Genomic DNA, 25,356 nt, shown 5'->3' on the forward strand with positions numbered 1-25,356 from the left:
GGTTTCACGAGGAAACGGTGGCTTTTTACTAACATTTATGATTATTATGCCAATGCAGCTTTCAAATTCGTGTCAATAGCTTCAAGGAATTCCTCAGTGTATAGGTAATGATCGCCGTGTTTCACGTCATTGCCATAAATACCAACAGCCAAATCCTTTGTCATTTGGCCACTTTCCACAGTTTCGATACACACTTTTTCAAGCGCAAGACAGAAATCGATCAATGGTTGGTTATCATCCAACTTACCGCGGAATGCCAAACCACGTGTCCATGCAAAGATAGATGCGATCGGGTTCGTAGAAGTTGGTTTTCCTTTTTGGTGCTCGCGGTAGTGACGTGTCACTGTTCCGTGCGCTGCTTCTGCTTCCATCGTTTTGCCGTCAGGCGTAACCAAAACAGAAGTCATCAAACCCAATGAACCGAAACCTTGGGCTACGGTATCAGACTGAACGTCACCGTCGTAGTTTTTACAAGCCCAAACAAAGTTACCATTCCATTTCAGTGCAGAAGCAACCATGTCATCGATCAATCGATGCTCATAATGAACTTTACCTACATACTCCTGCTCGTAAACTTCCTGGAAAATATCCTTGAAACGACCGTCGTATTTTTTAAGAATTGTATTTTTAGTCGAAAGGTACAAAGGCCATCCTTTGCCCAAAGCCACATTGAAACAAGCATGTGCAAATCCACGGATTGACTCGTCGATGTTGTACATTCCCATTGCGACACCAGGACCTTTGAACTGATATACTTCATGCTCAATGATTTGTCCATCTTCTCCTTCAAACTTGATGGTCAACTTTCCTTTGCCCGGAACAACGAAATCTGTTGCTTTATACTGATCTCCAAAAGCGTGACGTCCAACGATGATAGGAGCCGTCCAGTTGGTTACCAAGCGAGGCACATTGCTCATTACGATGGGCTCACGGAACACGGTACCGTCCAAAATATTACGGATTGTTCCGTTCGGAGATTTCCACATTTGTTTCAGATTGAATTCTGTTACGCGGTCTTCATCCGGAGTAATAGTGGCACATTTGATACCCACGCCGTACTCTCTGATCGCATTAGCAGCATCGATAGTAACCTGGTCATTGGTTTCATCGCGGTACTCCACACCTAAGTCGTAATACTTGATATCTACATCCAGATATGGTAAAATAAGTTTTTCTTTGATAAACTTCCAGATAATCCTGGTCATTTCGTCCCCGTCAAGTTCCACTACGGGATTGGCAACTTTAATTTTGCTCATGTCTTATTTCTATACAATAGTTAAAGATTTTGAAATCAGCCGTGAAAGTACAAACAATAGCGTAAAAAGGCGAAAAAAGGAGAACATTGTTGATTCCTTCACACGATGTTTCAGATACTGGCACAAATGTTTGCGTGTCCTTATTCACACTAAAGAACAAGATCATGAAAGCCGCAACTAAGTATCTAAGTCTGTTCATCTTACCTTCATTATTTTTCTACTCCTGCCGCACCGTTTATGCCCCAAATGCCGTCAATGTCCCTCTTTTGCAGGAAAAGGGTGAGTTCAAAGCAACCATTGCAACAAACAATGTACAACTCGCCACTGCCGTGACGGACCATGTTGGAGTGATGGTAAACGGCTATCTCAATGCTTACACAAGTGACGACAAAGCATTTAAGAACAACGGGAAAGGTGCCGAAATCGGGATTGGCTATTTTGGCCATACGGATCAAAGAATTACCTATGAAACTTATGGAGGTGTGGGGTTATATAATGTTAGAATAAAAGAAGAAAATAACACTAAAACATTTGATACTGATGCAGTTAAGTATTTTGTACAACCTGCTGTCGGCTGGGTCAACCAGTATTTCGAAGTCGCATTTAGTCCGCGGCTGACTGTGGTGAAATATGCTTCGCCAGACATTGCGGGGTACACCATTCCGGAGCAAACTGCGAATTATTTCAACATTATTGATCAAAAAGCGCATGCTTTTCTGGAACCGACCATTACAGTCCGTGGAGGCTACCGGTTTGTCAAGATACAGGCACAATTTGGGCGTTCATTCAAGCTTTCTAAGAATGACATTAACTTCGATGACGGAATTGGAAGCGTTGGTCTAATTTTCGATATTGCCCGCTGGTACAAAACAGATTAATAATGGACAAAGCTTCATTGCGAAAGGATTTTCTAAGCAAAAGAATAAATCTCACGCAGGACGAAGCTTCTGTTAAAAACGATCTCATTGTAAAAAATCTGCTGCAAAGTCTCGAACTGCTAACTTTTGAAACAGTCCATATTTTCCTTCCTCAATTGGACAAAAACGAAATTGATACCTGGAAAATCATAGAGCAACTTCGCATTTCATTCCCGGATGTAAGCATTGCTATTCCCTATGTAATTCCAGGTAGCAGGGAAATGGAACATTATCTTCTTGATTCCGAAACTGTCCTAATCCCTAACCAATGGAAAATTCCAGAGCCTGATCCATTGTCTTCTATTATGATTAGTCCTGAAAAAATCGATGTGATCCTGGTACCATTGCTGGCATTCGATTTGAAAGGCTTCCGGGTAGGTTACGGCGGAGGTTATTATGATCGTTTTTTAGTTCAATGTCGCCCTGATGCAGTCAGGATTGGTCTTTCTTATTTCAGCCCGGTTGAAGAGATTGGAGACATCGATTCGTATGACGTACCGTTACATTGCTGCGTTACAGCCGACCAAACTTATCTATTCTGAGCTTTTGGCTTGCTTATTTACTTTGATGAGTTCCCACGGATTCTGTGTTGAATGCTGAATTTAAATGCATTAAAAACCGAAAATCACGATTCATTCTAAATTTCCTCGTAAATTTGCGGCACTTTTGGCGTATAGGAAACCTGTTTAGCCACGGAGTAAATTATATTTTATCCATTTTTAATCTCAATGCAAGAATGAAAATCGCAGTAGTAGGCGCTACCGGTTTGGTAGGCGGCGAAATCCTCAAAGTGCTCGAAGAGCGTAATTTCCCGGTGACGGAATTATTAGCCGTTGCATCTGAAAGATCTGTTGGTAAGGAAATTACATTCAAAGGTAAACAGATAAAGGTGATCGGATTTGAGGAAGCGATTGCAGCTAAGCCTGACATAGCGATATTTTCGGCAGGCGGCAGTACTTCATTGGAGCTCGCTCCACGATTCGCAGAGGCTGGCATTACGGTAATCGACAACTCGTCGGCATGGAGAATGGATCCAACCAAGAAATTGGTTGTACCGGAAATCAATGCAGGAGAATTGACCAGAGAAGATAAAATCATTGCAAATCCAAACTGCTCTACTATTCAAATGGTGGTGGTTTTGAATCCTTTGCATAAAAAATATAAAATCAAACGTGTGGTAGTGTCCACTTACCAGTCTGTAACCGGAACTGGTAAGGCTGCGGTAGATCAGCTTTTCTCAGAACGCGCTGGTGACCATAGCAAAGGGAAAGTATACCCACACCAGATTGACCTGAATGTGTTGCCTCATATTGATGTGTTCCTGGATAATGGGTACACCAAAGAGGAAATGAAAATGACTAACGAAACGAAGAAAATTATGGGCGACGACAGCATTGCTGTTACCGCTACTACGGTTCGTATCCCAACCATCGGAGGTCATTCAGAAGCAGTTAACATTGAATTCGAGCATGAATTTGACCTGGACGAAGTTCGTCAGATTTTGAGCGAATCAGAGGGTGTGATCTTGCAGGACGATCCTAAAAATGCACTTTACCCAATGCCATTGACGGCACATGGTAAGGACGAAACATTTGTAGGCCGTATCCGTCGCGATGAGTCTCAGCCTAAAACATTGAACTTATGGATCGTAGCTGATAACCTGCGTAAAGGTGCTGCTACCAACACTGTTCAGATCGCTGAATTTCTTGCAAAACACGATCTAGTAGGCGTTGCCGAAGAAGCATAGGCCTGAAAAAGTCTTTGTATAACAGAAAAAGCCGCTTCGATGCGGCTTTTTCTGTTATCGGTCTACCTCGCCCATTACCACATCAATAGAACCAATAATGGCCACCAGATCCGCCAGTAATGATCCTTTTGACATTTCTCCAATCACGGAAAGGTTATTAAACGAACATGCACGCGCTTTGCATCGTACAGGAATATCAGACCGACCGTCGGTACGGAAGTAAAAACCCAGCTCCCCTTTCGGGTTTTCAGCTCTCACATAAAAGTCCATCGCTTTGGGGCGGATTTTTTTCGGAACAATGGCTTGCGGGTCAAAATCACGGGTGCGCTTATAATCTCCGGTAAGCTGTACCAGACTTTGTTCGATCATTTTCACCGATTCCCAGCACTCTACCACACGAACCCAGGTACGGTCCCAGCAATCGCCGACGGTTCCCATTTTTCCCTCGCCGATGGGTACTTCAAATTCCAGTTCGGGATAAACAGAATAGCCGTCTACTTTTCTGAGATCGTAACGCAAGCCAGAACCACGCAGCATTGGCCCTGTGCAGCCGTAGTTGATCGCGACAGGTAATGGCAACACGCCCACATTAGCGGTACGCTGGATAAATATTTTATTTTCCACCACAAGCTGCTGTAATTCAACCAGTTTGGGTTTCAAATATTGAACAAATTCAAGGCATCGCTCTTCGAATCCGACGGGAAGATCATAAAATAACCCTCCTATCCAAATATAATTGTAAAGCATTCGGGCCCCGCAAGTCCATTCAAGCAGCCGCAAAATTTGTTCGCGGTCACGCATCATCCATAAAAACGGTGTGTAAGCACCGATATCCATGGCATAAGTGCCCAGTGCCACAAAGTGAGAAGCCAGCCGGTTCAGTTCCGCCACTACGACCCGGATATATTCAATGCGTTTTGGAATGTCATTCTCAATACCAAGCATTCGCTCAACACCCATCACATACGCATGCTCCGAATTCATCGCTGCCACATAGTCCATGCGGTCTACATAGGGTATGATCTGATTGAATGGTAGTGATTCAGCGTGCTTTTCGAAACACCGGTGCAGGTACCCGACGTGCGGTACTACATCCACCACTACTTCCCCGTCCGTCACTACTTCCAGGCGCAAAACTCCGTGAGTAGAAGGATGTTGTGGCCCCATATTTAAAATCATTTCCTCGGTACGAAGACTTTCGGAGTTATATTTTGTCGGAACCGAAACGGTTAGATATTCAGGTTTGTATTCGTATTGTATAGAATTGCTCATCGCTCTAAAATCTGACTAGCTTCTGATCATGAACCTCTACTTTCAATGGTCCGATGGGCCTTCCTTCGTTATGCAGACGATCTACGGCTGTCACATAGTAGACATAGCGTTTGCCGGATTCGGCGCTCATATCCACGAACTGCTCCCCTTCATAACACATTCCAATGATGCGTCGCGGATCATGCGCAGTTGCTTTTTCATCAGGAGGAAAACGGTAAATGACATAGTACCATGCCCGATCTCCATCTGCGGCAGCGTCAGGTTTATCCCAGGTCAATTCAATGCCTTTTGACAAAAGCGTCGCTTTCAAACTACGCGGAGAAAGCGGTGGAATACGATCTTTCCAGGGCATGGTCGGAACCAGAGCCGGGTACTTGAAAAAATCCCGCCGAAGCGAATCTACAAAACCCAGACTGTTTCCCCGCAATGACCTTGAACTGAAAAAGATAGCTCCGTCGGTCTCATTTTCCCTGAAATACCGGACCTGATTGGGAATTTCCGCTGGGTTGGACCAATGCGTGTCTTTGTCTTTATACCCGACCCGATATGCGCCCATACCTATATATAAATGCCGGTCATAGTTGTTTTCTGTCCACCAATCGACCAGATTCTTGTATGGCACTCGCCCAAAACCAGAAGAAAAATAAACCTGAGGCGCGATATAGTCAACCCATCCTTCCTTCACCCATTTCCGGCTGTCGGCAAAAAGATCATCATAAGAAGCCAGCGCTCCGAAAGTTTTCGAACCTTCTGCATCCCGGTCTTTATTTCTCCAAACCCCAAACGGACTGATACCAAATTTCAATTTCGGCTTGGTAGCTTCCAGCGCATCGTGAATTTGTTTGACCAGCAAATCTACATTGTGTCTCCGCCAATCTGCCTTATTGGTGTAGCCGTCGCTATATTTTCTGAATGTTGCCTCGTCCTGTATCACCTGACCGGGTGCTGCGTACGGATAAAAATAATCATCAAAGTGAATGCCGTCGATATCATAATTCTTGGCCACATTGACGGTCATTTCGGTAATAAACTTGCGGACTTCTGGAATTCCAAAATCAAACAATTTATATCCGTCGTAAGTCAGAATCCATTCGGGATGGAGCTTACTAATGTTCTCAGAAGAAATACTGGTGGAAGACTTATGGACCAGCCTGTTCAGGTTTAGCCAGGCGTGAAATTCCAGGCCGCGTTTGTGAGCCTCTTCGATCATAAAATCCAGGGGGTCCCACATTGGATCTGGCTTCCTGCCCTGCCGGCCGGTAAGCCACTCTGACCAGGGCTCAGGACTTTTGGCATAAAATGCGTCGCCCGCCGCACGTACCTGCACGAAGACTGCATTCATTCCAACTCTTTTATGGAAATCCAGAAGTGCAGAAAACTCTTCCTGCTGTTCTTCTGGTTCAAGATTTTTACTGCTAGGCCAATCGATATTATCAACAGTAGCTATCCAAACCGCTCTGAATTCTCTTTTTGGAGGAAAAATATTTTCAGTTTCCGCAGATTGGGCAATGCAGCTTTCCATTAAAAACATGATGAGTGTAAAGGAAAGCGCAACTATTTTAATTTTTTTCACTATCTAACCAATGCAAAATGTTAATCCAACCAAAGTAACGTAATTTGGAACAAAGTTAGCCGAGAACACACTTAAATTCATGGGGAGAGGCTTTGATTTGCCCTTCTGAATGATTTTACGGATTCTGACAGCTTTCTTGTCTTTGTCATATTTCGACGCCTGAAAAGTGGCCTGTGCTTTCAGAAACGGCAAAGAAACAAAAGGCCGATTGTTGTAATTCTGAATAATTTTTCTGCATATTTATTGTGTAATTACAAGGATTTTTGTGACTTAAAGGAAACACCACTCTTTGCAAATGCAGCTAGTAACGTTTAAACCTGTATCCCGTATTGGAACCATTTGTCAAAACCACTAAGAAAAACGTCCTGTTTGAAATTGCATGGGAGGTTTGTAATCAAGTTGGAGGAATTTATACTGTTATAAGGACAAAGGTGCCGGCAATGGTTGAAAAGTGGGATGAGAACTACTTTTTACTTGGCCCTTATTTCGAAAAAAAAGCGTCATCCGAATTTGAAATAATCACTGACCTCGACGATTCTCCGGCAGGTCGTGTCGTGAAAAGAATGCGCGAAATGGGTTATACCCTTTTTTACGGTTACTGGTTGGTAACAGGTAAGCCGCGTGTAGTATTGTTTGAACTAGACAGCATTGCTCCGCAACTGGACACGATCAAGTTTAACCTGTGGGAACGCAGCCGTATTCCTACTATCAATGTTGAGCCTCTCGTCAACCAGACGCTTTGTTTTGGGGAACTGGTGCGCATTTTCCTGAAAGAATATGCGGAAGAAAATTCCAAGCGGGAAGAAATTTACGCACAATTTCACGAATGGATGGCCAGCAGCGGTCTGCCCGATCTCAAACGCGAAAATGTAAAAATCGCCACGACTTTCACCACCCACGCCACCATGCTGGGCAGGTACCTTGCACAAAATGTATCTGGATTTTATAATAAGCTGCCCTTTTTTGACTGGGAGCAGGAAGCCAAAAATTATGGTATCCTGGCACAATGTTCGGTTGAAAGGCAAGCCGCGCTGAGCGCGCATGTACTGACCACAGTGAGTGACGTCACGGCGCGGGAGTGTGAAGTTTTCCTCGGCAGAATGCCAGATCTCGTGACGCCAAACGGCTTGAACGTGGTTCGTTTTCAGGCGGTGCACGAATTCCAGAATCTGCATTTAAAGCATAAAGAGCGCATTCATGAGTTTGTGCTGGGCCACTTTTTCCCAAGCTACTCATTCGATCTTGACAAAACGCTTTACTTCTTCACTTCGGGCCGATATGAGTACAGCAACAAGGGCTACGACCTTACATTGGAAGCACTGGCGAGGCTGAACTGGAAAATGGTGCAGGCAGGAATGGATATGACCGTGGTGATGTTCATTGTGACCAAGCAGCCCTATTATTCAGTCAATCCTGATGTTTTACAATCCAGGGCCGTTTTGAATGAGTTGCAGGAAACCTGTACAGCTATTGAAAAGGAAGTGGGGGAAAAGCTTTTCCTGGCTACCGCTTCCGGCGGCGACCACAAAATGCCTGATCTTAATAATTTCGTCGATGAATATTGGCGGTTGAGATTGAGAAGAACCATTCAGAGCTGGAAAACGGATAAGCTCCCTGCATTTGTAACGCACGATTTGAAAGAAGAGGACGGCATTACGGAATTCTGTAAAAGGGCTAATCTGGTCAATAATGAGCGTGACCGGGTAAAAATCGTTTACCACCCTGATTTTATATCTTCTACCAACCCGCTTTTTGGGTTGGATTACGGCCAATTTGTACGGGGCTGCCATTTGGGCGTTTTCCCAAGTTATTACGAACCATGGGGTTACACGCCTCTAGAATGCGTAGTAAGGGGCGTACCAACCGTCACCAGCGATTTGTCGGGCTTTGGAGATTACATTATGCAGATTATGCGGGATTATGAAAACCGCGGTATCTACGTAATCAACAGAAAAACTCAAACATTCTCGCAAGCAGCTGACCAATTGGCTGATATCCTTTTCAAATTCGTAAAAATGCAGCGCCGCGACCGTATTATGCAGCGTAACCGCGTCGAAAACATTTCCGATGTCTTCGACTGGATGAACCTGCGTTCTTACTATGATACTGCGCATGATTTGGCGGCGAAGAGGAGGAAACCGTAGGTAGAGAAATCTTATATTGATAATAATAAGCCCCTTGAATTCAATGATTCAAGGGACTTATTATTTTGTAACCTACGCTTCAATCAATTGGATCAATCCCTTGTATAGGATGAAATTTGCATCAGCTGAAATTATTGGGAATGTGATAGCCTTTGTCTACAAGGCTTCCCAATACGACGCCTTTGCTTTTGAGTGTCGCGTTTGCTTGCTTCCCTTCATCCATAAATAAAACCACAACTTCTGACTTTTTAATGGCTGGGGGAGTTTCAACAAAGGTTAAAACTCCATTTTCATAAATACCTTTAACAGCCGTGTACATGACTTTTGTTTTAAACGGTTTACTCAAATTTAGCGATTTTCATTATTAAGATGTATCACACCACCTTAGTCTAAACATCTTAACCTATCTAAGAGTAATTCATTTACAGCAAATTCTTCAAATGATCTGCCACAGTAGCGATACTGCAGACTGTTGCATTTTCTCTTAAATTAAAATCTTCCGCCGAAGGTGTCACAATCAAAAGCAAAGGATTTTCTAAATCTTGTTGTGCGACACTATTTCCTCTGCTAAGTACTGGGCTGTTGGTATATTTTATCTCAATCGCAACTTTAACAGATGTCCCTTTAATTAAAATGAGATCAAGTTCTGCTCCGTCCTGGGTCCTGTAAAAATAAGGCCGGACATCAAAAGGAAGGTTCGCGATGATTTGTTGAATAACGTATCCTTCCCATGAATTTCCTAAAATTATGTTCCCCGCTAAATCTTCTGAATTTGCGATACCAGCCAGGGAATGTAGCATTCCGGAATCACGGATATATATCTTTGGTGTTTTGACAAGGCGCTTGCTCACATTTACATGCCAGGGCAATAACCGCCGGACCAGGAATGCATTTTCCAAATAATCGAGGTACGTTTGAACGGTTGGTACTGTCATTTTTAACGAATTTGCCAATTGTGAGACGTTCAGTAGGCCTCCATGCACGCTCACAAGCATGTTTAGTAAAAGTCTTACATTGTTTGGATTCCCGGGCAACCCTAATAGCGGCAGGTCTCTTTCAATGTAAGTATTAATAAAATCACTCATTTTTCTGAATGAAGATTTATCAGAGGCCGCTTGTAACATCGCAGGATATCCTCCTCGCAACCAATGCATTGAATAGGTTATTTTGCCGCGCACTTCATCAAATTGGAGAGGATGAAGTTCCAGATAGGAAATACGCCCTGCCAAAGTTTCTGAACTATTTTTTAGCAAATCAGGCGATGCTGAGCCAAGCAGAAGAAATCGACCGGGTTCCCGCTGACGGTCTATCAACGAGCGCATCAATGGAAACAGAGATGGCATACGTTGAATTTCATCAAGGATAATCATGCTTCCACGCCTTTCATCCAGATACAATTCGGCATCTTGTAGACGCGCGAGATCCGCATTGGATTCCAGATCCAGGTAAATGGAAGGCTTTTCAAAGCTTTTTTGCAGATTTTTTACTAATGTTGTTTTCCCAACCTGACGTGGACCAACCAATGCAACAGCCGGATTATCTAAAATCTGCTCAAATAGCTCTTTCTCAATGATTCTATCATACATATGGTGTAAATTAATCCCGTAAATTTAAAATTTAATTTTAAAATACCGGTATTAATATTTGAATTTGTCTGATATTTTGAATAAAACCTCACCCAATCATACATTCTTAGTACCTTTTAGAGCTTTCAACAAACTGCCAACGTTTTAACATAGAAATCAAGGGCTGGTCTACGAAGCCAATAATTAATTTCAAATTATTATTAACCAATGAATTACATCGAAGTAGATTTAAAAGTTGATCCGGAATTTTCGGAAATATTGATGGCGGAGCTGGGAGAGGCTGGTTTTGAATCATTTGTGGAGACTGATGAAGGCTTGCTCGCATACATTCAAGAAGCTGATTTTGATGAAGATAATCTGAATGAAATCACTACCAAATACCAGGATTTGGCGACAATAGCGGCAACCTGGAAATCGTTAGAAAGGAGAAATTGGAACGAGGAGTGGGAAAAAAGTTACGAACCAATTGAAGTTGGCGACCAGATCCGGGTAAGAGCAACATTCCACGAACCAGATCCTGCATTCAAATATGACCTGCTGATCCAGCCCAAAATGTCTTTTGGTACCGGACATCATGAAACTACCTGGCTCGTTATGAATGAGCAACTTAGCCTTCCGCATGAAGGTTTGTCGGTGATGGATGTGGGTTGCGGGACTGGTATACTGGCTGTGTTGGCTTCCAAACTCGGCGCCGCAAACCTGCTCGGTTTTGACATTGATGAATGGGCGGTTGAAAATACCCGCGAGAATTTCGCGATGAACAATCTGTCGGCAACGGCAGACGTATTTCAGGGAACAATTACGGAGGTACCTGCCGGCCAAATTTTCGGTGGGATACTGGCGAACATTAACCGCAACATATTATTAAGTGAAATACCCAAATATGTGCAGCACCTAAGCCAGGGCGGCTGGCTGGTTACAAGTGGCTTTTACGAAACTGACCAGGCTGATATTGAGCAATGTTCCGCAGAAAGTGGCCTGAAAAAATTAAGATCAAATACTCGAAATCAATGGGCAACCGTTGTATTTGAAAAGCTTTAATACCGGCTGCATTATTAAAAGCCAATAACCCATGAAAATCATTCGCTTTGCGCTAATACTTTACCTGCTGACGCTTATTGGGGAAACTGCATCCGCCCAGAATCTAAAACTTTCGGACGAACCGGGGCAATTTATGGTGCAGTTCCGTAAACTCATGGAAGGCAGCCGTAATCCACAATATATCCGGGCGGCAGCTCAAATGGATAGTATCTGGATGTCAGCGATCAGCGCTCCCCAGCAAGCGAAATTCATTGGTATCATCAAAACGCAGGTAGCAAAAGGACAAAAAGCAGGGCCTGTGCTGTTTCTTCTGACCAAGAATACACATTCTTTTGCCAAACAGTCCCCCGAAAACCTCGATGGCTTTTTGAACCTCGCAGCGATTTCCGGCGAGAAATACGATGGAAAATCTTTGCAGAAAGTACTCGAAACAGTCAGGAGCCTGCACGAAACCAATAAACTTTACGCTGCCAATTATAACTCCCTATACCTGCTCAGTGGTACCTATCAATACCGGTTTGATACTACCAATGCAGTCGCAGCTAACGCAGAAGCTAATGTAGCGGCGGGTAATGACAGCTGGAACACGCCGATAGACTCCAATTTTGTGATCACTCCAAAATCCAATCCATTGCCCATCATCGCAGGCGCACTGCTCGATCTGCAAAATGCCACTTTTGCCATGGTAACCGCCGGGGATTCAGTGGTGTTTGGTCCGGCGAATGGAAGCGTGTCTCTGAAAGATGGGATTTTTGTTGGTAAAAACGGGAAATTTAACTGGCAAGCAGCCGACGATTCGACCATTTACGCGGATCTGGATAGTTATTCCTTCAATATTTCCCAGCCGAAACTCGTCGCCGAAAATGTCACTTTGCACGACGAGCGACAGCTTGCAGCTCCTATTAAAGGCACATTGGAGTATCGTGGTGTCAAAAAAATCAAGGGCCAGCCTGTTCCTTACCCTCGTTTTGTTTCCAATACCATTGATGCAAAATTGAAGGAAAACAGAAAAAACATCGACTATAAAGGTGGTTTTGCATTGATCGGGACTAAAATGTATAGTTCCTCTCTCAGCGACTTACCTTCTACCATCAAGGTGAAATACAAGGACCAGCTAGCATTCAAGGTGCTTTCCAAAAAGTTTGTCCTGGAAGATTCTGTGATTTCATCGTCATTTACAACTTATTCGATGCCGTTGGGTGCCGATTCGCTTTACCACCCCGGTGTTACATTTAAATACAATGATGACGAAGGTCTGGTGAAACTTGGTCGTGTAGACAAGACCGACTACGCTCCGCTGCCTTACAAGGATTCGTATCATAAAATGAACATCTGGTCGCAGGCGATGCGCTGGCGGTTTCCTACGCTCAAAGTGGAATTCCTGCGCATTGATGGTAAGCAGGTGGTTCCGGTCAGCCTGGAGTCTTATGATTATTTCAAAAAGGAGCGTTTCAAGGACATTAGCAAGGAATATGGTTTCCAGCCTCTTATTATGGCTGCGAATTACACCCAAACTCAGAAAAAATCTGCATTTCTTCCTGACGAGCTGGCAAAGCAATTTAAACAGAATCCTACCATTATCAGGAATGCGTTACAGCGGCTGACGTTGGCGGAATATTTTGTTTATAACAAACAAACGGACGAATATGCGCTGAGCAAAAAGGGCGTATTGTATGTATTGGCTAATCTGGACAAGGCGGATTATGACAATTTCCAGGTCGCGTCGCAGTATGCAGCTAACGAGGAAGTGGCTAATGCTACCATTTATTTGCCTGATACTTTGCTTACTGTTTTGGGCGTAGGAAGGTTTCTCGTGAGCGATTCCCTGAAAATATTTGCGGTTCCGTCTGATAAAAAACTGGTTATCGGGAAAAATAGGAGTTTTACTTTAAATGGACAAATGGTAGCGTCCAACTATCAATTCCGCGGACAGAACATCAAATTTGACTACAACCAGTTCTTTGTCAATGTTGCTCCATCTGACTCCATCACATTTACACCTAGGGAAAAATTTGCAAAAGGTCAGAAAGGCGAAGTCGGCGGGCACGTTAAGTATGACAAGGGAGGTACATTCTATTTGAGTGATCCCAAGAATAAATCCGGTCTGCAAAAAGGCGTCAAGAAATCGCCGCGCCTGGTCGTTGAAGATGGTATGACGGTGTTTTTCGACCAGCCTGAGAGAGGTACCGTACTTTATCCACGCGAAGTGTTTTTCAAAATCCCAAAGATTGATATGGGTGGATTGGATGAGCGCGATGTGATTTTCGAAGGAAATTTCAATTCGAATGGTATCATCCCTCCTATCCAGACGATTTTGAAAAGTATGCCCGACAATTCGCTCGGATTTGAATACAAGCCACCCGTTACCGATATGAAGCTTTACGGCGGAAAAGCGCTCGCAAAGTTCACGGATACATTAACGATGGACAACAGCGGCTTGCATTCAAAAGCCATTTTAAAATATCTGTCGGCGTCGATGACCGCCAAGAATGTGCTGCTTACCTCCGATTCACTCATGGCGTCGGGTGATGTAGCGAGTATTAAGGAAGCGACGATCGGAAAAGGATATTTCCCCGGAGTTGAGCTGAAAGATTATGCCTTGAAATGGTATCCCAATGCTGATAGCATGTTTATCAACACACAGGGCAAGTCGTTTTCATTCTATAAAGGCACTACCAGTCTCGAAGGTAGCCTTTTGCTGCGTTCGACGGGTTTGTATGGAAATGGTAAACTGAAAAGGCCTGATTCTGAGTTGTCTTCTCCTGATATCAAATTCAATAAAGACGGTTTTCTGGCCAATCGTTCATCTTTTGCGATCAATAGTGGCGATTTGAAAGCTGCTAAGAAGCTACTGACTGGTAATAATGTCAACATTGATTTCAATTTCAAAACCGGAATTGCCAACTTTCTGACGGATGAAACGGGTTTTGGAAGTGATTCATCCGGGATGCAAATTCCGACGGCTTCTTACCAGACATTGATAGGCAGCGCCAAATGGGATATGACCAAAAAGACCATTCTGATGAAAGGTTTTGGTGAAACTTCGTCCTACACTTCCATGGATCCGGATCAGGAAGGTCTTACTTTCAATGGCTCCGAGGCGATTTATGACATTGATAAAGTGACACTAAACATCAAAGGCGTACCTTTTATCCAAACCGCCGACGTTAAAATTATTCCCGACGGCGGCATGGTCAGTGTCGATAGTAAAGGGAAGATCAGCCCGTTGAAAAAGGCACGCATTGAAATTGATACATTAAAAACCTCACACCGCATGCGTGATGCCGACATTCGCATCACCTCGCGTAACCACTTCGAAGGCTCGGCTACTTACCAGTACATTACGGCGAGAAAAGATACATTCAACATCAAAATGCAGAATTTTGAACTGGTTGAAATGGGTGCGACCGGTGAAGGAAAGCGGTCCCGTAACGATAACAAAGCACCTTTTACCGCAAAATATTACACCACTGCCCGTGCGGACATTAAGGAAACAGAAAACCTGATCCTCTCGCCACGCATTCAATATAAAGGCGGTATTAACCTCATTGCGTACGAACCGTCATTGCAGCTGGACGGCTTTGTCAAACCTATTATCAAGTTCCGCAAGGATTTCCAGAGCTCGTGGATCGTTTATAAGGAATCGCCCGGCGAATCGATTGCGATCAAAATCAATAAAGACCTTAAAAACGAACACGAGATACCGCTTTCCGTAGGTCTACATTACAATGAGACACGAGGAATGTATATGAGTTTCCTTTCACCGAAGGAATCCGATGGGGACGAAGACATTTATCAGGCGCAAGGTGCGCTCAATTATGATGAGGATACCAAAGCTTTCAGAGTAAACCCGCCGCCGGGGGCCGACGGACTGATCGATGAAGCCAATGCGCTCCGGTTCGATGATAAAACGGGACTCGCTACTTTTTCAGGGCCATTCAAACTTACAGCTGCAGACTGGCTGCAGACCGTAGGAACAGCGGAAGTGCAAGTGGATAGCGCCAAATTTGGATTCAATACAATGTTATTGATGAAATTGCCCGCGCTCGAACCGATAGCACAACCGATGGTAGCCAAAATCGTAGAAACAAATCTGGAAGAGCAGAATAGTACCGCCGCCGATGATGATGCAGACCAGCTGAACCAAAAATTATCAGCGCTGATAGGGCCAAAAGCTACCGATGCTTACATTAAGTTGACCGCAGCGGGCTATAAGCCACTTTTTGACGCTTCGCCTGTGTTGGATGTTCCAATGCTTTTATCGAATGTAAATCTGCGCTGGTCGGCGCCGCATAATGCCTATTATTCGCAAGGACCGATTGGAGTAGGACATTTTGGCCGCAACAATGTGAATGCTCAAATGGACGGCGTACTGGAAATCCGACGGGGCGTGGAAGGCGACGAATTCAGTCTTTATCTACAAGCTTCCCCTGACATTTGGTACTACATTGACTACAAACAAGGCGAACTAGGCGTCGTTTCTTCGCAGGTTGATTTTAATGATCAGATTACCGCCAAGTCTAAAAATGTGAAGTCCAAAGACATGACTTTGGTGGGCATTGGAACGGAAGAAAAGGATTTATTTGTTAACCGTTTCGATGATTTCTATCAGCCAGCACTCAAAAAAGCAAAGCTTGTAAAGGCTACCAAGAAAAAAACCGTTTCTACCCCTGCAGAAGAAAAAAAGAAAAAAGCAGAACCTGCCGAAGGATTCTAAAACCAAACAGTCTATTCGCAATACTTTCTACCATTATTTGAAAATTTGCATGCAGAGCCGTACTTTTGCATCACATTTGCTTGTAAAATCCTTCAACTATCGTATTTTTGAAAAAAGCTTTTTGTAATTTTATTTTATCTTTGAATAGTACAAAATGAATGTTACCTTATTAATAGTTACGATTGTTGCTGCTTATTTGCTCGGATCCATCCCAAGTTCAGTTTGGTATGGTATCGGTTATTTTGGAATTGATGTGAGAAAGCATGGCAGCGGAAACGCAGGTGCCACCAATACATTCAGGGTTTTAGGAAAACGCGCCGGTACGGTCGTGATGCTGATCGACGTGCTCAAAGGATGGACAGCAACTTGCCTTGCATCCATGTTATTTTATATGAACACAATCGGCGAAACCGAACTGCTGATGTACAAAATCATTTTCGGCATCATCGCCATCATCGGCCACATTTTCCCGGTGTTTGTTAATTTCAAAGGCGGAAAGGGAATTGCTACATTGTTGGGTATGGTACTAGCCATTCACCCTGAGCTTGCTTCCGTTTGCATTACTATTTTTATTCTGACACTACTTGCTTCTCAATACGTTTCATTGAGTTCTATTCTTTCCACGCTTGCATTTCCGGTACTTTCATGGGTAGGCGTTTTCGGGCATCCCGAGCCGTTATTGATCGTTTTTGGATTTACTATGTTTGTGCTGGTCGTTTTTACACACCAAAAGAACATTGTCCGCCTGTGGAATGGGAATGAAAGCCGGGTTGATATTTTTGGAAAACAAAAAACCGGCAACCGTCATTCCTGAAAAGAATATTCACGAAATACCAACCCCTGAGGCAAGACCTTAGGGGTTATTTTTTTATATTGAACGCCATTTAAACAAGTTATTCCGATCAACCACATCAGAGGCGATGCTTAATTATATAGAAAAAAACCGCGACCGGTTTCTCAATGAATTACTCGATCTGCTCAGGATACCTTCCGTGAGCGCTGACTCGAAGTTCAAAAATGATATGCTCAAAGCGGCTGAATATGTCCGTGACCGGATTTCAGAGGCAGGAGCAGATCGCGCTGAAATTTATGAAACCGCCGGTCATCCCGTGGTTTATGGTGAAAAGATTATTGACGCTGCGCTTCCTACTGTGCTCATTTACGGACATTACGATGTGCAGCCGGCCGACCCGTACGAACTCTGGAATTCTCCTCCATTTGAGCCCGTCATTAAAAACGAGCGGATCTATGCAAGGGGTTCTTGTGATGACAAAGGCCAGTTTTATATGCATATAAAAGCTTTGGAAACAATGCTGGCTACCGATTCGCTGACTTGTAATGTCAAAATCATGATCGAGGGCGAGGAAGAGATTGGTTCTTCACATTTGGGAGCATTCGTGCAGGAACACCGCGAAATGCTGAAATGTGATACGATCCTGATTTCCGATACCAGTATCATTGCCAACGATGTGCCTTCCATTGAAACAGGTTTGCGTGGTCTGACTTATGTTGAAGTAGAGGTAGTAGGCGCCAATCGCGACCTGCATTCAGGGGTTTACGGCGGCGGAGTTGCCAATCCTATCAATGTATTATGTGAAATGATTGCTTCATTGAAAGATGAAAAAGGTCACATTACCATTCCCGGATTTTATGATAAAGTCGAAAATCTGACCACCGAACAACGCGATGCATTGAATGCAGCTCCTTTCGATCTGGAAGAATACAAAAAAGATTTGGGCATAGACGACATTCTCGGCGAGGACGGTTACTCGACTATCGAAAGAACTTCGGTTAGACCAACACTCGATGTGAATGGAATTTGGGGCGGCTACATTGGCGAAGGCGCGAAAACGGTGTTGCCATCCAAAGCCAGCGCCAAAATATCCATGCGGCTCGTACCTGACCAGACAGATGACGAAATCTGTGAATTGTTCACAAAGCATTTCGAGTCTATCGCGCCCGCTTCGGTGAAAGTGAAAGTGGTTCCGCATCATGGCGGGTTGCCATACGTCACGCCTACCGATTCATTGGAATATAAAGCTGCTGAAATGGCGATGGAAGAATCATTTGGCAAAAAACCAATCCCGACACGTGGCGGAGGAAGTATTCCTATTGTTGCGCTTTTTGAACAGGAATTAGGTTGCAAAAGTATCCTGATGGGCTTCGGACTGGACATTGACGCTTTACATTCACCCAATGAAAGCTATGGTCTCTTCAATTATTACAAAGGCATTGAAACCATTCCGTTGTTTTTCAAGCATTATGCGGAATTGAAGAAATAAAAAAAGACTTGCCAAGTCTAGGCGACCCCATCTCCAAGACTTGGTAAGTCTTACTTTCTACCTCTTCCTCCGCTGCTCGCGTTTCATTTTCTTCAAATTGGCAATAGCCGATTTTGCTTCCTTATCCTGACTGGATTTTTTATCTGCCTTGTCGTCTGCCAGTTTATAGTAGCGCAGCGCCTCATCATAATCTTTCTTGACCTCGGCAATCTTGCCCAATCCAATGAGAGAAGAAATATAATATCCCGCATTCAGCGAGTTGGTCTGGGTTGAAAAATCTATCGCCTTCTGGTAGTACTGGCTCGCCAGCTCATAATTCCGGTGATAGTTCATATTATAGTACGCCAGCACATAAGCCGCATTACGGCCACTCACACCCTCGTATCCCGGCATTCCCTGGCCGATTTTATCAATAATGTTCTGCGCGGCCTTTTCAGCTTCGCCCATTTTGCCTGTTACAAAGGCGGTCCTGCAAAAATATCTTTCGAAATAAGGATTGTCAGGATACGTCTGCCACATATACTTGGCCATTTCATAGGCTTTGCTATGTTCATTTTCCATACTGTAAATCTGCAATAGAAAGTACCTCGCTTCTACCCTTGTGTAAAAAGCATTGTTCCCCACTTTTTCGAGCTGCTGTTCACCTAGTTTTTTATTGCCTTTTGGAAAAAGCGCCAGGATTGGTTTTAGGATCGGATACTCTTTGGGAACCCATTCAGCATAGTAGTTATAAAGACCGTCGCCAAAAAGCAGCTCGGGTGTCAGGTCGCCATTACCTTTGCATTGTTCAAAATATTTGAGCGATCTCTTTCCTGCAAATGCCGCTTTTGTCCAGCTTTCACGTTCCGCATACAGCCGCCCTTTGAATGCATACGCCGCCGCGAGGAAAAATGCAGGTTCTACTTTGTTCTTTTCATTATCATACAATTCCTCCGCCAGATTGATCGTAGAATCCATTTGCGCCAGGAATGCTTTATCGTGTGATTCGTTTTCAGTATTTGGCACAATCTTCCACCATTCGGCCAATCCCATCAGGAAATGAGGCATAGGATGTTTGGGATACCGGTATTTGAGCCACCGGAATTCCGCATCGGCTTCTGCGAACTTATAATTGTAAAGCATATTAATCGCCTCAGTCGACTCGATTTGTACACTCGGATTTTTGAGGATCATATCGTAATTCTTGTCCAGATCCGCAGAAGAATACAATTGAGCCGAGGCAGAATGAATGGTTAATACAGTTAAGCAGCAGAATGTTATGGTGTTAATTACTAGACTTTTCATATTAGGGGTAAAATCTGTCCTATTTAACGCCGGATTTATATTTTACGTTTGTCATCAGCCGGGTTTTTGAAAAAAGAGTTAATATTGATCCTCAGAGTATTTGGTAATTCTGATAGCTATTAATATTTTATCAAATCTTGCGTTGAATACGATCGTTGATAAAGAAATGACACCTCAAATATGATCAACATTCTGGATAAAACGTTTGTCCCATTTATTTCTCGGGACACGATAGAAAACCGGATCGCAGAAATGGCGGCTTTGATCAGCAAAGACTATGAAGGCAGCTGCCCGCTTTTTGTCGTGGTTTTGAACGGCGCTTTTCTTTTTGCCAGTGAATTGGTTAAAAAAATCCCTCTCTCCTGCGAAATTACATTTATCCGACTTTCATCCTACGCGCAAACCGAATCGACGGGAACAGTTAGACAAATTATAGGTATGGAGGAAACCTTGACGGACCGCGATGTAATCATTATCGAAGACATTGTAGATACCGGGCTGACGATGACACAATTGTTAAAACAAATTGAAGAATTTGCTCCCAAATCCATAGAAATAGCCACATTACTGCACAAGCCAGAGGCGCTCAAAACGCCATTAGAAATGCGGTACGTGGGTTTTGAGATTGAAAACAAATTTGTAGTCGGTTACGGGCTCGATTATGATGGTATTGGGCGTAACCTCGATTCATTATACGTTCTGGCCTGATCAAAGTACAATAACTCAACCATTTATATGCACATACAATTTTTTGGTGCCGCAAGAACTGTTACCGGAAGCAAGCATTTGATCACAACCGAAAAGGGGACGAAAATACTTTTGGACTGTGGGCTGTTTCAGGGAATTCAAACCGACGAATTTAACCAGAGCTTCGGTTTTAAACCTTCCGAGGTTGATTATCTGGTTCTTTCTCACGCCCATATTGATCATTCGGGGCTGATTCCGAGATTAGTAAAAAAAGGATTTAATGGCCCCATTTATTGTACGGCCGCGACGGCAGACCTATGCAGAGTAATGTTGCTTGACAGTGCGCACATTCAGGAACAGGATCTTGAACGGATCAACAAGCGTCGCCGGAAACAGGGACGACCATTGTTGGAAGAATTGTATGATTCCGAAGACGCGACCCGTGCATTAAGTTTGCTCAAAACTGTAAAGTATGGTCAGATGTTTCACCTGGGCGCCGATAATGAAGTTGCAGTGGTGTTGACGGATGCAGCACATTTGCTGGGAAGTGCTGCGGTTCATTTGAGCATCCCTAATAAAGGTACAGTCACGCAACTCACTTTTACAGGAGATATCGGCCGGCCGGATGACCGTATTTTAAGGAAGCCTGATGTTTTTCCGCAGGCCGATGTGATCATCTGCGAGTCAACTTACGGCGATAGGCTGCATGAAAAAGAAATTGACATGCACGCACATTTGTTGAAAATCGTGCAGGAAACTTGTGTAGAGCGCCGCGGAAAACTCATTATTCCTGCATTCGCCATTGACCGCACCCAGGAGCTTATCTATGCATTGGACCAGCTGTCGAGCTCAGGAAAACTGCCTCAGATCCCCGTTTACATCGATAGTCCACTGGCGATCAAGGCGACGGGAATTATGAAGGAGCATGACGAATGTTTCAATCCCGAAATATTGGAATACATTGAAAAAGACGGTGATGCGTTTGCATTTCCGTACCTCCATTACATTTCGGATGTAGAACAATCCATCGCGCTGAATGAAAAAGCAGAGCCTTGCATTATTATCTCAGCATCTGGAATGGCCGAGGCAGGCCGGATCAAGCATCATATCAAAAACAATATTGGCGACGAAAAATCGACGATTCTGTTGGTGGGATACGCTTCTGCGAACACATTGGCAGGCGCATTGAAACGCGGCGATCAGCATGTGAATATTTTCGGGGAGCAATTCGAAGTAAAGTGTCAGGTAGCGACCATGGATTCATTTTCGGGACACGGCGACTACAATGAAATGCTGGCATTCCTTTCCTGCCAAACGCCTTCAAGAGTGAAAAAGGTATTTCTGGTCCACGGAGAATATGAAACGCAGGTTTCATTTAAATTGAAGCTGGAAAAAGCAGGATTTCAAAACGTGCACATTCCTGCCTTGTACGAAAATGTAGAAATTTAAGAAAATCAGACTTTCCAGGTTTTGAAAACCTGGAAAGTCTTGCAAAGGCTTGGAAAGTCCAAAACAAAGTCACATTTTTGCGCACCGATTTTTAGGCCGAAGTGGTGAAATTGGTAGACACGCACGTTTCAGAGGCGTGTGGGGGTTGCCCTGTGTGGGTTCGAGTCCCATCTTCGGCACAATTACTCAACCTCAACTAGCTATATATCAGCAAGTTGAGGTTTTTTATTTCCTGCCGTTGGACGGATTATTGGACGGATAAAAATAAAAAGTCTTTTTTATACCCAAATTCGCTATTTCTTAAAGTGAAATTTCAACCCTTTTCATAATCCTGTATGAACGACAATACGAACACTCCTCAACAAACAAACATTGTCAGTTTTAATGATGTAATGACACTAATTTCTTCTTTCAAACAGGAGTCCGATAAAATGGAAATTGAAATGGAGCGTTTACGGATTGATTCTGACAACCAAAAGGAAAAAAATAGACTCGAATTTGAAAAGATTAGGTTAGAAGCTGAGGAAAAAACCGAACTTAAAAACAAAATATATGGAGGAACCTTTGTTGTTGCGGCCTTAGGTCTTTACACAGTTTTACTATGGCATGGTAAGGCTTCGGAGGGATTTGGCGTATTAATAACAACAGTAGTAACCTCTTCACTTGCCGGGGTTTTCAAAGGTCTAATTGGCAAGAAACGCAAAAAGGAAGAAGCTGAGGAAGAATAAAGCCATAACAACAAAAAGCCCGACAATTACCGCCGGGCTTTCGCTTTAATTATTGTGCATCAAATACATTTTACCACTCATTAGGGCAAGTACGCCGCCTTGCCGCTCTATCAATTCCCTCAACTTCTGGTACTTTTTAAAGTAGTGCTCCTCCCCCTCCAAATACCCCTGTATATCGTCCTCTAAGTCCTCTATTTTTAGCCTTGCTTCATAATAGAGTTTACGGTAATCTTTCATAACTCCCGCACCTCCTTTCCAGCCTGCAACGCCTCCACGTTCTCAAAAAACTCTACCAAATCTCGGAAAGTCCAAAATTCATCCAACAGGTTTGCGCTTTTGTCTCCATTGTGGTTACTTTCAACGTACCGGGAAAATAGCCCCCAAAGATCACGTTTCCATTGGAACCCTGTTTGTTTTTCCAGCATGTTAACAACTAATTGCCCGTAAGATTCCTTACTGACAACAACAGAAGCACCGCCCGGAGGCCGCGATTTTTCATTCGTTTCCATAAATTATTGATTTTAGGATAATAAAAAGCCCTGTCTAAGGTGTCCTAACGCTCAATAATAAGCGTTTCGGGGGCTTTCGCCATCCCGCACCATAACAGGGCATAACTTTTGAATATCGTAGCATAATTTTATTGATTTATAGGAATCCAAATGTTCAAAAACCATGATCACAAAAGCAAGGGAAACTTTCATGAAATTTATTAACCGTATCCAGAACGCAAAAAAGCGGCCATAAAGACCGCCCCCCTTTACATATTCCCCTAAAACTTCGCTATCCCTTAAAATTCCCTGTACACGCCCCGATTGTAAACAATTGCCTCAACAGTAAGCCGCGATAGAAAGAATTGGTTTGATAACTGGCCTACCACTACATCTGCACGTAGGCCGGTTTTATATAGCTTTTCAAACTCGCTCCTGATCTTTGAATTACGAACGGCCAAAATGTTCCTTTGATCAAATTTCGGCATAATAGATACTTGACGTTTTAGTTATTTGGGCATCTTTTCCATACGTGTTCACCGGAACTTGCAAAAAGTTCTTGATCTCTTTCATCTTGTGAAAATGGTATTAGGGTTCTCAATACCTCCTCAAAGTCCACAAAATCTGCATCCGCTACCGTCCATTTTATTTGTGTAAAAGCCATTCGGCCAGCATTGAGGTAAATTGCACTGGAAACTCCCAAATCTAGCCCCTCTTTTGCCTTCTTTTCAAGTTGACATAACAAGGCTCTAATTTCTGCTTTAAAATCCTCCCTTTCATTATGTTGCCTCATCTTGCTATTTGTTAAAAATTTTGTCCAACCCCTTTTCAATGTCCTTAAAAATCTGCTCCTCCATCTTTTTACTTTTGCCCATATACTGACGCTTAGGGATTACAGTATGCACATTTCTCGTATGCTCTTTTACCGGCCTCCCCTTTCGCGTATGCGCCTTAACCGTTTGGCTCCCAGATATAACACCTCCCTCATTGTGTATCTTAGCATACGGCTTGTTAGAACCAAATGTTACGGACTGATCATTGAAGTCTGCGCTCCAATCGCCTATATCATCGGCCAATTGCCCCGATCTGGTTAAAATCGGGGCTGAATCACCGTTTTTCTTTGCCTTTGCCCGTCTGCTAGAAGGCTTAATATCATCCCATTTTTCTAAGTTCTCATCAATGAACCCTTCTTGCCCTCGTTGGAAGCTTTGTTTAAAATGGTTTTTCGCCCTTGTTCCAATAATCCTTACGGCTTCATTATGCATGAATGCCGATACATCGTCTGCAAGTTTTATCATTTCTTTCGGTGACATATTATTTTTATTTATTGTGATGCGATAATTTTTACCTCCACGGCCTTCAAATAGTTAAACACAGTGCTTTTGCTCACCCCGATCATTTGAGCGATTGCAGCGCACGAAAAGCCGCGTTCCCGTAACTCCTTTGCCCGTTGAGGAAGGGAAACCGGGTTAGCCTTTGCCTTCCATTCATCTATCTGGCTGTAACGCTCTACCGTCCGTGGTGACAAATCCAATATCTTGCCGATCTCTGAAAATGTCAGCCCCTTAACGTGATAGTTAAAAGCCCGCTCTCTGATTGTTTTTGTTTTCTTTGCCATATCCTGCGTAATTTTTAGTAGTCTGACGACCGGTTAAACTTAAATTTCACTTGTTTACAATTACCCCCTGCGTACCATGCCTTTTGCAGAACAGCGTATTTTTTAGATATTTTTTGTATCAAAAAACCGATACCCCTAGTACCTGAAATACTGCGGTCGTACGCTACATATTGGCTTTTTTTGGCCTAAAACGCCTTGCTTTGCGTGAATTTGGCTATTTATCGACTCAAAAACAGTCATTTACCTAATACCAAAGCGTACTTTTTGTGCTGCTTTTGGACACCTTTGCCCAAGTCTCGAAAAACTGTAATCTGGCTTTAAGTTCTTGGCACTTTCCGTATAACTTTCAGGTGCTAAACCAATTGCACGATTTTAAACGGCGTTTAAATGCCATTTAACCGGATTGGTTATTGAAACCGGCCAATTTTCGGAGGTATTCCCGCGCCTCACTGTAAATGAGAACATCCGGGGCGGTACTTTCGCCCGGAACTTCTGGCACTGATTTGACGGAAACAACCCTATCTAGCCACTCCCTCGACGGGTTTACCTCTGATGCGTGGATGGTGT

General features: G+C 43.5%; 21 protein-coding genes and 1 tRNA gene. 12 read left to right on the forward strand and 10 right to left on the reverse strand.

What is annotated here, in order from left to right; translation table 11 throughout:
- Positions 1-44: 44 nt before the first annotated feature.
- On the reverse strand, positions 45-1,256 hold the full coding sequence (locus tag ABIO93_RS01260; RefSeq protein ID WP_348063626.1) for an NADP-dependent isocitrate dehydrogenase: 1,212 nt from the start codon (positions 1,254-1,256) through the stop codon (positions 45-47).
- Between the two features lie 164 nt (positions 1,257-1,420).
- On the opposite strand from ABIO93_RS01260, the gene ABIO93_RS01265 reads away from it, so the two are divergent.
- From ABIO93_RS01265 to ABIO93_RS01275, 3 genes are all read left to right on the forward strand, one after another.
- Positions 1,421-2,134, forward strand: coding sequence for a hypothetical protein (locus ABIO93_RS01265; protein ID WP_348063627.1), 714 nt, complete (start codon positions 1,421-1,423; stop codon positions 2,132-2,134).
- Positions 2,135-2,136: 2 nt separating this feature from the next.
- Positions 2,137-2,715, forward strand: coding sequence for a 5-formyltetrahydrofolate cyclo-ligase (locus ABIO93_RS01270; protein ID WP_348063628.1), 579 nt, complete (start codon positions 2,137-2,139; stop codon positions 2,713-2,715).
- A gap of 194 nt (positions 2,716-2,909) precedes the next feature.
- Positions 2,910-3,920, forward strand: coding sequence for an aspartate-semialdehyde dehydrogenase (locus ABIO93_RS01275; RefSeq protein ID WP_348063629.1), 1,011 nt, complete (start codon positions 2,910-2,912; stop codon positions 3,918-3,920).
- A gap of 54 nt (positions 3,921-3,974) precedes the next feature.
- Here ABIO93_RS01275 and ABIO93_RS01280 read toward each other — a convergent pair whose 3' ends face one another.
- On the reverse strand, positions 3,975-5,192 hold the full coding sequence (locus ABIO93_RS01280; RefSeq protein ID WP_348063630.1) for an NADH-quinone oxidoreductase subunit D: 1,218 nt from the start codon (positions 5,190-5,192) through the stop codon (positions 3,975-3,977).
- A 4-nt stretch (positions 5,193-5,196) separates the two neighbouring features.
- Complete coding sequence (locus tag ABIO93_RS01285; RefSeq protein ID WP_348063631.1) at positions 5,197-6,765, reverse strand: family 10 glycosylhydrolase; 1,569 nt, start codon at positions 6,763-6,765, stop codon at positions 5,197-5,199.
- 329 nt (positions 6,766-7,094) lie between these two features.
- On the opposite strand from ABIO93_RS01285, the gene ABIO93_RS01290 reads away from it, so the two are divergent.
- On the forward strand, positions 7,095-8,909 hold the full coding sequence (locus ABIO93_RS01290) for a glycogen synthase (RefSeq protein ID WP_348063632.1): 1,815 nt from the start codon (positions 7,095-7,097) through the stop codon (positions 8,907-8,909).
- 121 nt (positions 8,910-9,030) lie between these two features.
- Here the strand turns inward: ABIO93_RS01290 and ABIO93_RS01295 are convergent, their stop codons facing one another.
- Both ABIO93_RS01295 and ABIO93_RS01300 read right to left on the reverse strand, forming a co-directional pair.
- The gene (locus ABIO93_RS01295; RefSeq protein ID WP_348063633.1) at positions 9,031-9,228 is read right to left on the reverse strand and encodes a hypothetical protein; all 198 of its coding nucleotides are present in this window, start codon (positions 9,226-9,228) and stop codon (positions 9,031-9,033) included.
- Positions 9,229-9,331: 103 nt separating this feature from the next.
- Positions 9,332-10,495: an ATP-binding protein gene (locus ABIO93_RS01300; RefSeq protein ID WP_348063634.1), complete on the reverse strand. Its 1,164-nt coding sequence runs from the start codon at positions 10,493-10,495 to the stop codon at positions 9,332-9,334.
- Between the two features lie 207 nt (positions 10,496-10,702).
- Here ABIO93_RS01300 and prmA point away from each other — a divergent pair, with 207 nt between their 5' ends.
- The 4 genes from prmA (at position 10,703) to ABIO93_RS01320 (ending at position 18,535) form a co-directional block, all read left to right on the forward strand.
- Positions 10,703-11,536 (forward strand): 50S ribosomal protein L11 methyltransferase, encoded by an 834-nt coding sequence (gene prmA / locus ABIO93_RS01305; RefSeq protein WP_348063635.1) that lies wholly within the window; start codon positions 10,703-10,705, stop codon positions 11,534-11,536.
- A gap of 31 nt (positions 11,537-11,567) precedes the next feature.
- Positions 11,568-16,253 (forward strand): hypothetical protein, encoded by a 4,686-nt coding sequence (locus ABIO93_RS01310; RefSeq protein ID WP_348063636.1) that lies wholly within the window; start codon positions 11,568-11,570, stop codon positions 16,251-16,253.
- A 154-nt stretch (positions 16,254-16,407) separates the two neighbouring features.
- Positions 16,408-17,067: a glycerol-3-phosphate 1-O-acyltransferase PlsY gene (gene plsY, locus ABIO93_RS01315; RefSeq protein ID WP_348063637.1), complete on the forward strand. Its 660-nt coding sequence runs from the start codon at positions 16,408-16,410 to the stop codon at positions 17,065-17,067.
- 106 nt (positions 17,068-17,173) lie between these two features.
- Positions 17,174-18,535, forward strand: coding sequence for a dipeptidase (locus ABIO93_RS01320; protein ID WP_348063638.1), 1,362 nt, complete (start codon positions 17,174-17,176; stop codon positions 18,533-18,535).
- A gap of 57 nt (positions 18,536-18,592) precedes the next feature.
- Here ABIO93_RS01320 and ABIO93_RS01325 read toward each other — a convergent pair whose 3' ends face one another.
- The gene (locus ABIO93_RS01325) at positions 18,593-19,819 is read right to left on the reverse strand and encodes a tetratricopeptide repeat protein (protein WP_348063639.1); all 1,227 of its coding nucleotides are present in this window, start codon (positions 19,817-19,819) and stop codon (positions 18,593-18,595) included.
- Positions 19,820-19,999: 180 nt separating this feature from the next.
- Between ABIO93_RS01325 and hpt the strand changes: the two genes are divergently transcribed.
- The 4 genes from hpt to ABIO93_RS01345 all read left to right on the forward strand — a co-directional run bounded on the left by hpt (position 20,000) and on the right by ABIO93_RS01345 (position 22,683).
- Positions 20,000-20,527 carry a hypoxanthine phosphoribosyltransferase gene (gene hpt / locus ABIO93_RS01330; protein WP_348063640.1) on the forward strand — a complete coding sequence of 176 codons (528 nt, stop codon included), beginning with the start codon at positions 20,000-20,002 and terminating at the stop codon, positions 20,525-20,527.
- A 27-nt stretch (positions 20,528-20,554) separates the two neighbouring features.
- Positions 20,555-21,955: an MBL fold metallo-hydrolase gene (locus tag ABIO93_RS01335; protein WP_348063641.1), complete on the forward strand. Its 1,401-nt coding sequence runs from the start codon at positions 20,555-20,557 to the stop codon at positions 21,953-21,955.
- A 95-nt stretch (positions 21,956-22,050) separates the two neighbouring features.
- Positions 22,051-22,134 (forward strand) — tRNA-Leu (locus tag ABIO93_RS01340).
- A gap of 156 nt (positions 22,135-22,290) precedes the next feature.
- Positions 22,291-22,683: a hypothetical protein gene (locus ABIO93_RS01345; RefSeq protein ID WP_348063642.1), complete on the forward strand. Its 393-nt coding sequence runs from the start codon at positions 22,291-22,293 to the stop codon at positions 22,681-22,683.
- A 233-nt stretch (positions 22,684-22,916) separates the two neighbouring features.
- Here ABIO93_RS01345 and ABIO93_RS01350 read toward each other — a convergent pair whose 3' ends face one another.
- The 4 genes from ABIO93_RS01350 to ABIO93_RS01365 form a co-directional block, all read right to left on the reverse strand.
- Complete coding sequence (locus tag ABIO93_RS01350; RefSeq protein ID WP_348063643.1) at positions 22,917-23,192, reverse strand: hypothetical protein; 276 nt, start codon at positions 23,190-23,192, stop codon at positions 22,917-22,919.
- 484 nt (positions 23,193-23,676) lie between these two features.
- The gene (locus tag ABIO93_RS01355) at positions 23,677-23,964 is read right to left on the reverse strand and encodes a hypothetical protein (protein ID WP_348063644.1); all 288 of its coding nucleotides are present in this window, start codon (positions 23,962-23,964) and stop codon (positions 23,677-23,679) included.
- Positions 23,965-23,968: 4 nt separating this feature from the next.
- A complete protein-coding gene (locus tag ABIO93_RS01360) occupies positions 23,969-24,484 on the reverse strand; it encodes a phage virion morphogenesis protein (RefSeq protein WP_348063645.1) in 516 nt (171 codons plus the stop codon).
- Between the two features lie 11 nt (positions 24,485-24,495).
- Positions 24,496-24,789: a hypothetical protein gene (locus tag ABIO93_RS01365; protein WP_348063646.1), complete on the reverse strand. Its 294-nt coding sequence runs from the start codon at positions 24,787-24,789 to the stop codon at positions 24,496-24,498.
- Positions 24,790-25,356: the final 567 nt, after the last annotated feature.

It is taken from the genome of Dyadobacter sp., from assembly GCF_039919315.1.
In the GTDB taxonomy this organism is placed as follows: Bacteria; Bacteroidota; Bacteroidia; order Cytophagales; family Spirosomataceae; genus Dyadobacter.

Bases quoted from the DNA above. Each gene is read 5' to 3' on its own strand.
- ABIO93_RS01335 (WP_348063641.1), top strand. From the start codon at position 20,555: ATGCACATACAATTTTTTGGTGCCGCAAGAACTGTTACCGGAAGCAAG.
- plsY (WP_348063637.1), top strand. From the start codon at position 16,408: ATGAATGTTACCTTATTAATAGTTACGATTGTTGCTGCTTATTTGCTC.
- ABIO93_RS01345 (WP_348063642.1), top strand. From the start codon at position 22,291: ATGAACGACAATACGAACACTCCTCAACAAACAAACATTGTCAGTTTT.
- ABIO93_RS01355 (WP_348063644.1), bottom strand. From the start codon at position 23,964: ATGAGGCAACATAATGAAAGGGAGGATTTTAAAGCAGAAATTAGAGCC.
- ABIO93_RS01280 (WP_348063630.1), bottom strand. From the start codon at position 5,192: ATGAGCAATTCTATACAATACGAATACAAACCTGAATATCTAACCGTT.
- prmA (WP_348063635.1), top strand. From the start codon at position 10,703: ATGAATTACATCGAAGTAGATTTAAAAGTTGATCCGGAATTTTCGGAA.
- ABIO93_RS01365 (WP_348063646.1), bottom strand. From the start codon at position 24,789: ATGGCAAAGAAAACAAAAACAATCAGAGAGCGGGCTTTTAACTATCAC.
- ABIO93_RS01300 (WP_348063634.1), bottom strand. From the start codon at position 10,495: ATGTATGATAGAATCATTGAGAAAGAGCTATTTGAGCAGATTTTAGAT.
- hpt (WP_348063640.1), top strand. From the start codon at position 20,000: ATGATCAACATTCTGGATAAAACGTTTGTCCCATTTATTTCTCGGGAC.
- ABIO93_RS01310 (WP_348063636.1), top strand. From the start codon at position 11,568: ATGAAAATCATTCGCTTTGCGCTAATACTTTACCTGCTGACGCTTATT.
- ABIO93_RS01325 (WP_348063639.1), bottom strand. From the start codon at position 19,819: ATGAAAAGTCTAGTAATTAACACCATAACATTCTGCTGCTTAACTGTA.
- ABIO93_RS01265 (WP_348063627.1), top strand. From the start codon at position 1,421: ATGAAAGCCGCAACTAAGTATCTAAGTCTGTTCATCTTACCTTCATTA.
- ABIO93_RS01270 (WP_348063628.1), top strand. From the start codon at position 2,137: ATGGACAAAGCTTCATTGCGAAAGGATTTTCTAAGCAAAAGAATAAAT.
- ABIO93_RS01295 (WP_348063633.1), bottom strand. From the start codon at position 9,228: ATGTACACGGCTGTTAAAGGTATTTATGAAAATGGAGTTTTAACCTTT.
- ABIO93_RS01275 (WP_348063629.1), top strand. From the start codon at position 2,910: ATGAAAATCGCAGTAGTAGGCGCTACCGGTTTGGTAGGCGGCGAAATC.
- ABIO93_RS01320 (WP_348063638.1), top strand. From the start codon at position 17,174: ATGCTTAATTATATAGAAAAAAACCGCGACCGGTTTCTCAATGAATTA.
- ABIO93_RS01260 (WP_348063626.1), bottom strand. From the start codon at position 1,256: ATGAGCAAAATTAAAGTTGCCAATCCCGTAGTGGAACTTGACGGGGAC.
- ABIO93_RS01350 (WP_348063643.1), bottom strand. From the start codon at position 23,192: ATGGAAACGAATGAAAAATCGCGGCCTCCGGGCGGTGCTTCTGTTGTT.
- ABIO93_RS01360 (WP_348063645.1), bottom strand. From the start codon at position 24,484: ATGTCACCGAAAGAAATGATAAAACTTGCAGACGATGTATCGGCATTC.